Origin of the sequence: Phocaeicola coprocola DSM 17136 (genome assembly GCF_000154845.1) — a bacterium.
Taxonomy (GTDB): domain Bacteria; phylum Bacteroidota; class Bacteroidia; order Bacteroidales; family Bacteroidaceae; genus Phocaeicola; species Phocaeicola coprocola.
The window spans coordinates 30,239-43,091 of the sequence record NZ_DS981497.1; the positions used below are offsets into that span (position 1 = coordinate 30,239).

The following is a 12,853-nucleotide window of genomic DNA, read 5'->3' on the forward strand; positions in this document are numbered from 1 at the left end:
AAAATCATGAAAACAGATGTTTTTGCCAATCGCCATATTGGCATTACCGAGAACGATCTTCCCAAAATGCTGGAAAGAATAGGAGTAAAGACATTAGACGAATTGATTGATAAGACCATTCCTGAGAAAATCCGGCTAAAAGCTCAGTTGAATCTGCCTCCTGCCATGACAGAACGGAAGTTTGCCGAACATATCGGGAAACTGGCTTCTATGAACAAGATATATAAATCGTATATCGGTACTGGCTGGTACGATTCGATTACTCCGGCTGTCATCCAACGCAATGTTTTCGAGAATCCGGTATGGTACACTTCATACACTCCTTATCAGACAGAAATATCGCAGGGACGTCTGGAGGCTTTGCTTAATTTCCAGACGGTAGTAAGCGACCTTACCGCTATGCCGCTGGCAAACTGCTCGCTGCTGGACGAAGCAACGGCCGCTGCCGAAGCCGCTACAATGATGCTGGCACTGAGAAGCCGTGCACAACAGAAAGCGGGAGCCAACACACTGTTTGTCGACCGTGAGATATTCCCTCAAAACCTTGCAGTAATACGTACACGTGCTATTCCTCAGGGAATAGAGGTGAAAGTGGGTGACTATAAGGAACTGGAATTTACACCCGACGTGTTTGGCTGTATCGTACAATACCCGAACAACAGCGGTAATATAGAAGATTACCGTGAGTTTACGGAACGTGCCCATGCTGCCGGTTGTAAAGTTGCGGTAGACGCGGATATCATGAGCCTTGCGTTATTGGTTCCTCCCGGCGAATGGGGAGCTGATATCGTATTCGGAGGCACACAGCGCCTCGGTATTCCGATGTTCTACGGTGGTCCTTCGGCCGCTTATTTCGCAACGCGTGATGAATATAAACGGAACATACCGGGACGTATCATAGGACTGTCAAAGGATAAATACGGAAAGATTTGTTACCGTATGGCTTTGCAGACTCGCGAACAGCATATCAAGCGCGAAAAGGCTACATCGAATATCTGTACGGCACAGGCTCTGCTGGCTACCATGGCTGGCTTCTATGCTGTCTACCACGGTGCTGAAGGAATAAAGGATATCGCCAAACGTATTCATAGTATTGCCAACTGGCTCAACAAACAGTTGCTCCGTCTGGGATATATAGAACGTAACTCGCTGTTCTTCGACACACTCCGCCTGGGATTGCCCGATCATGTTTCGGCACAGAAGCTGCGCACAATAGCATTAAGCAAGGAAGTAAATCTGCGGTATTTTGAAAATGGAGATGTAGGCTTCAGCATTGACGAAGCTACTACCGTGGCAGATGCGAACCTGCTGCTGATGATTTTCGGTATTGCTGCCGAAGAGCCTGTACATGAGATAGATGACATCCCTGAATCGTCGTCACTGAACAGAGAACTGCGACGCCGGTCGTCGTATCTGACTCATGAGATATTCAACCGTTACCATACCGAAACGGAAATGATGCGCTATATCAAACGTCTGGAACGTAAGGATATTTCACTCGCCCACTCCATGATTTCACTGGGCTCGTGTACGATGAAACTGAATACTGCTTCGGAAATGCTTCCTTTAAGCAATGCTTCGTGGATGAACATGCATCCGCTGGTTCCGGAAGATCAGGCACAAGGCTACCGTACACTGATAGAAAATCTCTCGCAGCAGCTTATGACGATCACTGGATTCGAAGGTATCACGCTTCAGCCTAACTCAGGGGCTGCCGGAGAATATACGGGACTTCGCATCATCCGCAGCTATCTGGAAAGCATCGGACAAGGACATCGTAACCTGATTCTTATCCCAGCTTCGGCACACGGAACAAATCCGGCTTCTGCTGTTCAGGCTGGCTACGAAACATTGACTTGTGCCTGCGACGAACGGGGTAATGTGGATGTGGAAGATCTCCGTCAGAAAGCAGAAGAGCATAAGGATCAGCTTGCCGCTCTGATGATTACTTATCCTTCCACTCACGGTATCTTCGAAAGTGATATTGCCGAAATATGTAAAATCATTCACCGATGCGGCGCTCAGGTATATATGGACGGCGCAAATATGAATGCACAGGTAGGACTGACAAATCCGGGAACAATTGGTGCGGATGTGTGCCATCTTAACTTGCACAAGACGTTTGCCAGCCCTCACGGTGGTGGCGGTCCAGGTGTAGGACCGGTTTGTGTAGCCAAGCATCTGATTCCTTTCTTGCCGGGACATAATCTTTTCGGAAATGAACAGAATGAGGTTTCTGCTGCTCCTTACGGCAGTGCCGGTATCTTGCCTATTACCTATGCCTATATTTGCATGATGGGAGCTGAAGGACTGGAAAGAGCCACCAAGACAGCTATACTGAATGCCAATTATCTTGCTGCTTCGCTGAACGATACATACGGTACGGTATACCGCGGAACAAACGGATTTGTAGGACATGAAATGATTCTGGAATGCCGGAAGGTTCACGAGGAAAGTGGAATTACCGAAAATGATATTGCCAAACGACTGATGGATTATGGATATCATGCTCCTACTCTCTCATTCCCTGTACACGGCACACTGATGATTGAGCCTACAGAAAGCGAAAGCTTATACGAACTGGATAACTTTATTGACACCATGCTCAGTATCTGGCACGAAATAGAGGAAGTGAAAGATGGTAAAGCTTCGAAAGAAGACAATGTACTGATAAATGCTCCACATCCGGAATATGAGGCAGTAAGTGACAACTGGCAGCATACATACAGCCGCGAAAAGGCGGTATATCCGATGGAAAGTGTACGCGAAAATAAATTCTGGATAAACGTAGCACGTGTAGATAATACGCTGGGCGACCGTAAACTGTTGCCTACCCGTTACGGAAGTTTTGACTGATCCGGCTACATAAAAAAATATCGGGATCGTCCGAAAGGATGGTCCCGATATTTTTTTATTTATGCTTTGACCGTTACGCCATCGTACCGCCGATAATATCGAGCAATTCGTTGGTAATGGCTTGCTGACGACTTTTATTGTATATCAGCGTAAGATCCTGAATCAACTCATTTGCATTATCGGTCGCAATCTGCATTGCCATCGTACGGGCAGCATGTTCTGCCGCATTCGAATCAAGCAATGCCGTATACATCTTCATACGCAATACTTTGGGCAACAATTCCTGCATCACCTTTTCTGCTGACGGTTCTACAATGTAATCGACTTGCTTACCCTTATCTTCTTCATCTGTAGCAGATGCCTGAGAGAAATTGATAGGCAGGTACGTTTCACGTGTCAGAATCTGGGTAGACGTCGATTTAAAATGATTGTACAACATTTCTACTTGCTGTATTTCATCGTTGAGAAAGCGCTTCATCAGTTCGGAAGCCAGTTCGGAAGCTTCTTTGTAATTAGGCTTTCCGCTCATATGCTGATAGTCTCCCATCGGAGTCAGACCTAACTTCTTTACTGCATCGGCAACTTTACGTCCTATCGGATAGACTAAAATATTATCTTTCCCTACCTGCTGGACATATTCTTCTATCATTCCAGACAAGTGACGGATAACATTGGCATTAAAGCCGCCGCATAAGCTACTGTTCGATGCAAATACAACAATGGCAATCTTCTTCACATCACGTTTCACGACGAAAGGTGACTCCACACTAAGCTCCGAGCTCAGAAAGTTAGTAAGCATGTGATGCAGTCTTCGTTCGTAAGGAAGCATGTTCTCTATTGCCTCCTGAGCTTTATGCAGCTTCGAAGAGGCAACCATTTTCATCGCCGACGTAATTTTCAGCGTTCCGTTTATGGAGTTTATTCTTCCTTTTACTTCTTTCAGTGATGCCATGACGATTATCTTTCTTTATATTGTCCGGCTGTTTCTGCCGCAACTTTTTCAATCAATGCTGTTACTTCATCGTTAATCTTACCGCTTGCCAGTACATCGAGTACATCAGCCTGATGATTAGCACGCATATTGGTCAGGAACGTATCCTGGAACGCACGTACCTTGCTGATAGGAATATCACGCATCAAGCTGTGAGTACCACAATACAGGATGGCAATCTGCTCACCAACCGGCATAGGTGAATACTGAGGCTGGATAAGCAACTGGTTGTTTTTACGTCCACGGTCGATAGCCATTGCAGTTACCGGGTCCATATCGCTGCTGAATTTTGAGAAAGCTTCCAGTTCACGGTACTGTGCCTGGTCAATCTTTAATGTTCCGGCAACCTTCTTCATACTCTTGATCTGTGCACTACCACCAACACGAGATACCGAAATACCAACGTTAATTGCAGGACGGAATCCCTGGTTGAACAAGTCGGTTTCCAAGAATATCTGTCCGTCGGTAATAGAAATTACGTTTGTCGGAATATAAGCGGAAACGTCTCCTGCCTGTGTTTCGATAATAGGTAACGCTGTAAGTGAACCTCCGGCTTTAACTTTTCCCTTCAAGCTAGGAGGAAGGTCGTTCATCTGTTCGGCAACTTCCTGCTGGCTGATAATTTTTGCAGCACGCTCCAGCAAACGAGAGTGCAGATAGAAGATATCACCCGGATATGCTTCACGTCCAGACGGACGACGAAGAATCAAAGAAACTTCGCGGTATGCAACAGCCTGTTTTGAAAGGTCATCGTATACAACCAAAGCATGACGACCGGTATCACGGAAATATTCTCCGATAGCAGCTCCCGCAAATGGTGCAAAATACTGCATGGCAGCAGGATCGGAAGCTGTTGCAGCAACAACTACGGTATAATCCATTGCTCCCTTTTCACGCAATGCATTTACAAGGCTGGCAACAGTAGAACCTTTCTGTCCTACGGCTACATAGATACAGTATACCGGATTTCCTGCTTCATAATTGGCACGCTGGTTGATAATTGTATCGATGGCAATAGCGGTTTTTCCAGTCTGACGATCACCGATAATCAACTCACGCTGTCCACGTCCGATAGGAATCATCGCATCAATAGCTTTCAGACCTGTTTGTAAAGGCTCTGTTACAGGCTGACGGAAGATTACTCCCGGTGCCTTACGTTCCAGAGGCATTTCAAACAATTCACCCCCTATCTCACCGCGTCCGTCAAGAGGTACACCCAGAGGGTCTATAACACGCCCCAACATGCTCTCACCTACATTGATAGATGCGATACGTTTGGTACGCTTTACAATCATCCCCTCCTTAATCTGGTCTGTAGGACCTAGAAGCACCGCTCCCACATTGTCCTCTTCCAGATTCATAACAGTACCCATGATACCGTTTTCAAACTGCAAAAGTTCATTAGCTTCTGCATTGCGCAAGCCGTAAATACGTGCCACACCATCGCTGACTTGCAATACCGTTCCCACCTCGTCGAACTTCAGTGAGTTGTCGATACCTTGCAACTGACGCAGCAGTACTTCTGATACTTCGCTGGGTTTTATTGTATTTTCTGGCATAATTTTTTAATTAAAATGATAAATAAAGCAGGATTTGTCCTCTTCACTTATTTAAACAATTCTTCTGTTTCTCGCAATAAACTGTTGCTTTATGCGTTTCAGCTGATTAGCAACACTCGCATCAAGACGATAACCTTCCAGCTCAATGATATATCCTCCAATCAACTCAGGATCGATATGTGTTTCCATTTCTACCTTTCCCTGAGTACGGCTTCCTACCAAATCCACCAAATGCTCTTCCAAGCGTTTGGATTCTATAGCTGTAGTAAGTTTACCAACAAGGATATTTTTATCTTCGCGATACAAGTCAATATACGACCACAACATGAATTGCAAGAATTTTTCTCTTCTTTCATCGAGTACCAGATTGAAGAAGCGCATCAATTCCTGACTGACATCCTTTCCTCCCGAAGCCTCACGTAACAAATCACATTTACTCTGCATGTCGAGCACTGGATTTTCTATCGCACGGCGTAAATCAGGGAGACTTACATAATGTCCGGCAAGTGTTTTTACTTCTTTATAGACCCGATCTTCTCCTTTTTGCGCCTTAGCATAAGCTAATAAAGCTTTAGCATAGCGCATAGAAACAACTCCTGTATTCATGGTATGTTATTTTTTAGAAGATTCTATCATTTCGTCAAGCATACGGTCAATAAGCTCTTCCTGTTCCTTGGCATCTGCAAGTTTATTACGCATAATCTTTTCTGCAATACCGACAGAAAGTACCGCTACCTGACGGCGTATGTCACGAATCGCACTTTCTTTTTCAGTTTCAATCTGTTTTTTGATTTCAATCATCAAACGATCTCCTTCACTGATAGCACGATTCTGAGCATCCTTTATAATGCGATCGCGTGTAGCAGCAGCTTCGGCTAGAATACGAGCCTGTTCTTCGTGTGCCTGAGCAAGGATTTTTTCTCCTTCGGCCTTCACATTTGCTAATTGCTCATTAGCCTCACACGCAGCTTTCAGCGAGTTATCAATATATGCTTTCCGGTCCTCTACCATTTTGATGATTACCGGGAAGCCGTATTTGGCAAGAATAAAAAATACGACTCCAAAAACGATAATCATCCAAAACAGTAGCCCCGGATCCGGAGTTAATAATCCCATAGGCTAATATTATTATAAGAATAATGTCAATAAACAAACTACGATGGCAATCAAGGCAACACCTTCTACCAATGCAGCTGCAATAATCATGTTCATACGCAGGTCACCTGAAGCTTCCGGCTGACGAGCAATACCTTCCATAGCCGAGCTACCAATTTTACCAATACCAATACCCGCACCCAATACAGCAATACCTGCACCAATAGCAGCACCTAATTTACTAATACCAACTCCTGCAGCAGCCTGCAATAAAACTGACAATAACATAATCTTCAAAATTTAAATGGTTATACTTTTATTTACTTTTTTATTCTATAATCAGGCTTCGTGTCCTTTTACACGCGACAATCCGATAAAGACTGCCGACAGCATCGTAAACACATACGCCTGGATGAATGCAACCAGAATTTCCAATGCATCCATAAAAATACCGAATGCTACGGCAACTACCGTCATGGAACCATTAATGACAGGTCCTACCTTTACGGTAATAAAGATGATTGCTATCAAACTTAAAATAGCAGCATGTCCAGCCATAATATTGGCAAAAAGACGAATCATCAGTGCAAACGGTTTTGTAAAGATACCAAAGAATTCAATCAAAGGCATCATCGGAACCGGAGCCTTCAACCAAGTGGGAACATCCGGCCAAAATATTTCTTTCCAATACTCCTTTGTACCAAAAATATTGGTAAACAAAAATGTTATAACTGCCAGCACAAGCGTTATGGCAATATTACCTGTAACATTTGCTCCACCTGGGAAGACAGGAATCAATCCCATCAGGTTATTTACCAGTACAAAGAAAAATGCTGTCAGCAAGTAAGGTGCATAACGTTTATAGTCTTCACCGATACATCCTTTTATGACATCATCATATATCATTAAAACAAGTGCTTCTATCATCCCAACTCCTCCTTTGGGAGCTCCCTGTTCTACCGGATGTTTCTTGTACCAACGCACACAACTCATCATGATGACAAGCAAAACTGCACTGTTGATAAATAATCCCATTACATTTTTAGTAATAGAAATGTCCAACGGACGAACTTCCTCACCAGCTTCATTGCGTTCTACGATCTTTCCATCGTATGCTCCGCCACGTGCTATATACAGTCCTTCATATTCTCCTTCTTCCAGACGAGAAGAAGAGAAAACATGCCATCCCGTACTGCTATGTACGATAACCGGCAACGGAATACTGACAACAGTATTGCCCAATGTAGCAATATGCCATTCATAAGCATCGCCGATATGTCCGAAAACCAGTTCGTTAACACTTATATCTTCCGTCTGGTTCTGTTCGGAAGAAGCAGCTACCGCCGTTGAATCAGCATTTTGCGCCATCAACATTCCTGTTGTTCCCATCAACAGAAGCAGAAACAGTGCTATGTACCGTATTTTTTTCATTGTTTACCTTTTTACTATTTTTCAGTTTCATTTCAAACCAAAGGAAAAAGCGAGTTTCAAATATCAGAAATGCAAAGAAGAAAAATACATAAGTCAACATAAAAGCAACAACTTCATGTCCGATAAAGAAAGCATATGCTATCAGTACCAAGGCACTTAAGATAAATTTCAAAACTTTGCATGACAAATAACACATTACCAGTTTTTCCAGTCCCATGCGATAGTAGAACGAAAACATAGCTATGTAAAATAAGCCAAACAGATAAAAGAATATCGGGATTGAAGGGAACCATAGAAAATACCTGTCTGGTATGAACATATGATACACTACAGCTACTAAAGCCGTTAACACGACCCCAATTAGAGTCAACTCTCTGATAAACTTTTTTCTGATGGTTAACAAAAACATAGTATAGTGCAGTTTTTCTAAAAAACTACCAAAAACGTTTAAGTTCTACGCCTGTATTACTTTTCTCAAAGTTCCACACAGACTGAAATCTGATTATTGTTTATGTCGGCAAATCCTCCTGCAATTTGTAATGACTGAGTTTCTGCCCCTGACGTATAACTTATTTTACCCGCTACAAGTGAAGAAATAATAGGTGCATGATTTGTCAACACCTGAAATTCCCCCATTTCTCCCGGAAGAGTTACTTGCGAAACTTTTCCGTCGAACAACATGCGTTCGGGTGAAACGATAACTAAATGCATTTCCTTCATAATTCGTTGAGTTTTCTTTACCCTTTGGCAGCTTCAAGCAATTTCTTTCCTTTCTCGATTGCGTCTTCTATCGTACCTACATTCAGGAAGGCCTGTTCAGGCAGATAGTCAACCTCACCGTCCAGAATCATCTTGAATCCCTTGATAGTATCTTCTATAGAAACCATAACTCCCGGAACTCCTGTAAACTGTTCGGCTACGGCAAACGGTTGAGAAAGGAATCGCTGTACTCGACGAGCACGGTTCACAGTCAGACGATCTTCATCCGAAAGTTCATCCATACCCAAAATAGAAATAATATCCTGCAACTCCTTATTACGCTGAAGAATCTGCTTTACACGCTGAGCTGTTTCGTAATGGTCTTTACCGACAATTAACGGATCCAGAATACGAGAAGTCGATTCCAACGGATCTACTGCCGGATATATTCCCAGCTCTGTAATCTTACGGCTCAATACAGTAGTAGCATCCAAGTGTGTAAAGGTAGTAGCCGGCGCAGGGTCGGTCAAGTCATCGGCAGGAACATATACAGCCTGAACAGAAGTAATAGAACCATTCTTGGTAGAGGTGATTCGTTCCTGCATCTGTCCCATTTCTGTAGCCAGTGTAGGCTGATAACCTACGGCCGACGGCATACGTCCAAGCAAAGCTGAAACCTCAGAACCAGCCTGAGTAAAACGGAATATATTGTCAATAAAGAAAAGAATATCACGTGGACCATTCTCACCAGTCTGGCGGTCACGGAAAGATTCTGCAAGTGTCAATCCAGACAATGCAACAGACTGACGTGCGCCAGGAGGTTCATTCATCTGTCCGAACACCATTGCAACCTGCGATTTCTCTACTTCAGAATAATCTACTTTCGACAAGTCCCAGTTTCCTTCTTCCATGCTCTTCAGAAACTCATCGCCGTAGCGGATAACTCCAGATTCAATCATTTCACGAAGCAGGTCGTTACCCTCACGAGTACGTTCTCCTACACCGGCAAAGACTGAGAAACCGTTGTGCTTTTTGGCAATATTGTTAATCAACTCTTTGATAAGTACGGTTTTTCCAACTCCCGCACCACCAAACAATCCAATTTTACCTCCTTTCAGATAAGGTTCCAAAAGGTCGATAACCTTAATACCCGTAAAAAGGACTTCCTGCGTAGTAGCCAGATCTTCAAATTTAGGCGGTTCGCGGTGGATAGGAAAACCTCCTGTCTTATCCAGTTCCTTCATACCGTCTATCGTTTCACCGACAACGTTCATTACTCGTCCTTTAATTTGAGGACCAACAGGCATTGTAATAGCCTGTCCGGTAAGCATGACTTCCATTCCGCGCTGCAACCCGTCTGTACTGTCCATCGCAACGGTACGCACAGTATCTTCACCGATATGTTGCTGAACCTCCACTACCAAGATACGACCATCATGTCTTTTAATGGTCATAGCATCGTGAATTTTCGGCAAAGCATGTTCTGCATCCACACCGTCGAATTTAAACCGAACATCGACAACCGGACCGATTACCTGCGAAATGTGTCCAACGATTTTTGACATAAGCTTAATCTTTTATTGTATAATTAAAAGTTCTTTTAATAGTCCTGAAAAATCTACTTTTTAGTCTTTATCAAAATAGTTTAATGTTTAACTATTCGGTATGGCAAATTTATACAATAATCTGCCAACAGTGTACTCCTATGTAACATTTTTTAGCCGTAAAACTATGTTTCCTGACACAAATCAAGCGTTTTTGAACATATCATTTTACAGTATAAGACATCTATAAACATTTATTCACACACAGGCATACCAATAAGTTTTTCTTTGTTTCCCGATAATTAGTAAACAAACGAACTATATCCGAACACTCCTATCCCATAATTGTAGCTACAATCCGACGAGGACCGCCATAATCACGAAACTCACAAAGATAAATACCCTGCCAAGTTCCCAGATTCAGTTTCCCTTCAGTAACAGGAATAGTAAGCGAAACCCCAGTCAAACTACATTTTGCATGACTGGGCATATCGTCACTTCCCTCATCTGTATGCTGATAATAACTTTCATTTTCACGAACTAAACGATTATAAATCTGTTCCATATCACTACGCACTGAAGGATCATAATTTTCATTAATACTGAGTGCACAACTAGTATGTTTCACAAAAAGATTTACCAGTCCGGTTGCAGGCAATGCAGATAAGTGCAACATCACTTCCTCTGTAATCAAATGGAAACCTCTTCGACGAGGTTTTAAAGAAAATTCTATTTGTTGTATCATATTCATTAGCCTTTTTATTTTCGCAACCAGATAGCATTTATTTTACGACGTATAATCACAATATTCAGTACAGACACTCCTATAAAAATAATACATCCGGCAACCAGAGAAAGAATCATACTTCCCCCTCCTGCACCTGGATAAAGATTCATTATCGTATCAAGATAAAGAGATCTTACAGACATAACAACAACACAGCCTAGTAACAATACCGCCAAATTAAGAATAACAGTAAGCAACTGATACGGACGTGCTACCCGGGCAGGACTATAACCTATCAATAGTAAATTTTCGAGTCTTGTAGAATTCTTCTGCAGCAACAGATATATACTTAATATCAAAATATAGAATGAAAGCACACTGATTAGCAAACCAACAGACAATACAATACCGATAACGATTTTCAAGAACCAAGTTGCCTTGCCGGCATCCAAACCGTTACCTTCTGTTTCATACCCTTTCTGTTGGAAAAACTTAGCAATCCGTTCATCTGCCGGGTTGTTAACTTCTACAATCAGCCTCGAAGGTTCAGCTTTTTCTCCTGCGCCATAGGCTTCATTTGCCCAATTCATAAATGATTCGGGAACCAGAATAGTATTGAGTCTGTTTGAAAAGCCGACAATATTCCCTTTCATCTGCTTCACTTGCCCATTCCCCATTATCCGGATGTCCAGATTCACCATGCCCATTACTCCTTCCGAAAGCTGAGGAAGGTTACGGCTTTGTGCAAAACCGAAATTATACAAATTCAGATAATTACGTGGAATAATGATTGGAACAATATCCGATGCCGGATTAAAACTCCATTTATCTAACTTCACATCAACAAATTCATCTGGAACCGACTCAAAAAACATATCAGTCGACATACGTATTCCTTGCATTCCCATGCCAGCAGATACCTTAAATTGCGACGGAAGGAATCCACCTACACTCTTAGTAAACGGCTGCTCCTTTATTTCCGCAATATCACCCGCAGAAAATGTATTACTTTTTCCAACAAGAGTTCCCAACGTACTAACTTTCTTGCTGAGAATTACAAAATCTTTTTTTATAAAGCTATCGCCCTGAGTAAATATAGGTAATACATCCCGATAAAACTGAACTCCCAGCAAGACGATAATCATACCAAATAAATTAGCCAGGAAAAATCCTGCAAGCTGCGACACACTAATATGCTGTCTTAATAACTTCCAAATCATAATATCTGTATTTACAAAGAAAGTACCCTGTCATAATTCAACGGAATATGTTTTCCGATAGACGTTACTATTATACCTGCTCCCTGCTTTTCAGCTTCCTCATGCAAGATATCTGCCATAATCTTCCCATTGCCATCATCCAAATGACTGACCGGTTCATCTAAAAAAATAAAATCAAAAGGCTGGCACAAAGCACGAACAAAAGCAACACGCTGCTGCTGTCCAAAAGACATCTTTCCAATCTGCTGGTCCCATTTGTCTGAAATACCTAAACATGAGAACCAATCTTCTATCTGCTTGCGTTTGCAATATCCCGTCAGTGAATTCTTCAGCTGTACGTTTTCCCATGCTGTCAGTTCCGGGAACAAACGCAATTCCTGAAACAACATGCTCAACGAGCGTTTTCTGATTTCTACCCACCGGCTGACAGAGAAATTCTTCACATTTTCACCGTCAAAACAGATAATGCCCTGATAGTCCTTTCTATATCCATAAATAAAACTGCAAAGGGAAGATTTACCTGTGCCCGAAACGGCTTCTACCAGATAAGTCTTCCCCCTCTGAAACGCAACTTGCCGATGCCAAACATCGGAAATGATACTATCTCTGCCGGCAAATACCTCCGGCAGAGTTTGTTGTAATTCAATTGTTTCCATTTTTCATTAATTCAATACTTCGGTAAATTTTTACCGAAAGATTAAAAGTTAAACAACAGAACCGGCAAAAGCTGG

General features: G+C 42.6%; 12 protein-coding genes. 1 reads left to right on the forward strand and 11 read right to left on the reverse strand.

What is annotated here, in order from left to right:
- Positions 1 to 6: 6 nt before the first annotated feature.
- Positions 7 to 2,856, forward strand: coding sequence for an aminomethyl-transferring glycine dehydrogenase (gene gcvP, locus BACCOP_RS14620; RefSeq protein ID WP_007570465.1), 2,850 nt, complete (start codon positions 7 to 9; stop codon positions 2,854 to 2,856).
- A gap of 73 nt (positions 2,857 to 2,929) precedes the next feature.
- Here the strand turns inward: gcvP and BACCOP_RS14625 are convergent, their stop codons facing one another.
- From BACCOP_RS14625 to BACCOP_RS14680, 11 genes are all read right to left on the reverse strand, one after another.
- Positions 2,930 to 3,808 carry a F0F1 ATP synthase subunit gamma gene (locus tag BACCOP_RS14625; RefSeq protein ID WP_007570468.1) on the reverse strand — a complete coding sequence of 293 codons (879 nt, stop codon included), beginning with the start codon at positions 3,806 to 3,808 and terminating at the stop codon, positions 2,930 to 2,932.
- A 5-nt stretch (positions 3,809 to 3,813) separates the two neighbouring features.
- Positions 3,814 to 5,406, reverse strand: coding sequence for a F0F1 ATP synthase subunit alpha (gene atpA / locus BACCOP_RS14630; RefSeq protein ID WP_007570470.1), 1,593 nt, complete (start codon positions 5,404 to 5,406; stop codon positions 3,814 to 3,816).
- 51 nt (positions 5,407 to 5,457) lie between these two features.
- Positions 5,458 to 6,012, reverse strand: coding sequence for a F0F1 ATP synthase subunit delta (locus BACCOP_RS14635; protein ID WP_007570472.1), 555 nt, complete (start codon positions 6,010 to 6,012; stop codon positions 5,458 to 5,460).
- Positions 6,013 to 6,018: 6 nt separating this feature from the next.
- Positions 6,019 to 6,522, reverse strand: coding sequence for a F0F1 ATP synthase subunit B (gene atpF, locus BACCOP_RS14640; protein ID WP_007570474.1), 504 nt, complete (start codon positions 6,520 to 6,522; stop codon positions 6,019 to 6,021).
- A 12-nt stretch (positions 6,523 to 6,534) separates the two neighbouring features.
- Complete coding sequence (atpE, locus tag BACCOP_RS14645; RefSeq protein WP_007558852.1) at positions 6,535 to 6,789, reverse strand: ATP synthase F0 subunit C; 255 nt, start codon at positions 6,787 to 6,789, stop codon at positions 6,535 to 6,537.
- A 51-nt stretch (positions 6,790 to 6,840) separates the two neighbouring features.
- Entirely contained in the window at positions 6,841 to 7,932 is a 1,092-nt protein-coding gene (gene atpB, locus BACCOP_RS14650; RefSeq protein WP_040312131.1) for a F0F1 ATP synthase subunit A, read from the reverse strand.
- 474 nt (positions 7,933 to 8,406) lie between these two features.
- Positions 8,407 to 8,652: an ATP synthase F1 subunit epsilon gene (gene atpC / locus BACCOP_RS14660; protein WP_007570480.1), complete on the reverse strand. Its 246-nt coding sequence runs from the start codon at positions 8,650 to 8,652 to the stop codon at positions 8,407 to 8,409.
- Between the two features lie 17 nt (positions 8,653 to 8,669).
- Complete coding sequence (atpD, locus tag BACCOP_RS14665) at positions 8,670 to 10,196, reverse strand: F0F1 ATP synthase subunit beta (RefSeq protein ID WP_007570482.1); 1,527 nt, start codon at positions 10,194 to 10,196, stop codon at positions 8,670 to 8,672.
- A gap of 313 nt (positions 10,197 to 10,509) precedes the next feature.
- Positions 10,510 to 10,920, reverse strand: coding sequence for a secondary thiamine-phosphate synthase enzyme YjbQ (locus BACCOP_RS14670; protein ID WP_040312135.1), 411 nt, complete (start codon positions 10,918 to 10,920; stop codon positions 10,510 to 10,512).
- Positions 10,921 to 10,934: 14 nt separating this feature from the next.
- Positions 10,935 to 12,122, reverse strand: a complete 1,188-nt coding sequence (locus BACCOP_RS14675) for a hypothetical protein (RefSeq protein WP_007570484.1) — start codon at positions 12,120 to 12,122, stop codon at positions 10,935 to 10,937.
- A gap of 11 nt (positions 12,123 to 12,133) precedes the next feature.
- Positions 12,134 to 12,778, reverse strand: coding sequence for an ATP-binding cassette domain-containing protein (locus BACCOP_RS14680; protein ID WP_007570485.1), 645 nt, complete (start codon positions 12,776 to 12,778; stop codon positions 12,134 to 12,136).
- Between the last annotated feature and the right edge of the window lie 75 nt (positions 12,779 to 12,853).

Bases quoted from the DNA above. Each gene is read 5' to 3' on its own strand.
- atpD (WP_007570482.1), bottom strand. From the start codon at position 10,196: ATGTCAAAAATCGTTGGACACATTTCGCAGGTAATCGGTCCGGTTGTC.
- BACCOP_RS14635 (WP_007570472.1), bottom strand. From the start codon at position 6,012: ATGAATACAGGAGTTGTTTCTATGCGCTATGCTAAAGCTTTATTAGCT.
- BACCOP_RS14625 (WP_007570468.1), bottom strand. From the start codon at position 3,808: ATGGCATCACTGAAAGAAGTAAAAGGAAGAATAAACTCCATAAACGGA.
- atpA (WP_007570470.1), bottom strand. From the start codon at position 5,406: ATGCCAGAAAATACAATAAAACCCAGCGAAGTATCAGAAGTACTGCTG.
- gcvP (WP_007570465.1), top strand. From the start codon at position 7: ATGAAAACAGATGTTTTTGCCAATCGCCATATTGGCATTACCGAGAAC.
- atpF (WP_007570474.1), bottom strand. From the start codon at position 6,522: ATGGGATTATTAACTCCGGATCCGGGGCTACTGTTTTGGATGATTATC.
- atpB (WP_040312131.1), bottom strand. From the start codon at position 7,932: ATGAAAAAAATACGGTACATAGCACTGTTTCTGCTTCTGTTGATGGGA.
- atpC (WP_007570480.1), bottom strand. From the start codon at position 8,652: ATGAAGGAAATGCATTTAGTTATCGTTTCACCCGAACGCATGTTGTTC.
- atpE (WP_007558852.1), bottom strand. From the start codon at position 6,789: ATGTTATTGTCAGTTTTATTGCAGGCTGCTGCAGGAGTTGGTATTAGT.
- BACCOP_RS14670 (WP_040312135.1), bottom strand. From the start codon at position 10,920: ATGATACAACAAATAGAATTTTCTTTAAAACCTCGTCGAAGAGGTTTC.
- BACCOP_RS14675 (WP_007570484.1), bottom strand. From the start codon at position 12,122: ATGATTTGGAAGTTATTAAGACAGCATATTAGTGTGTCGCAGCTTGCA.
- BACCOP_RS14680 (WP_007570485.1), bottom strand. From the start codon at position 12,778: ATGGAAACAATTGAATTACAACAAACTCTGCCGGAGGTATTTGCCGGC.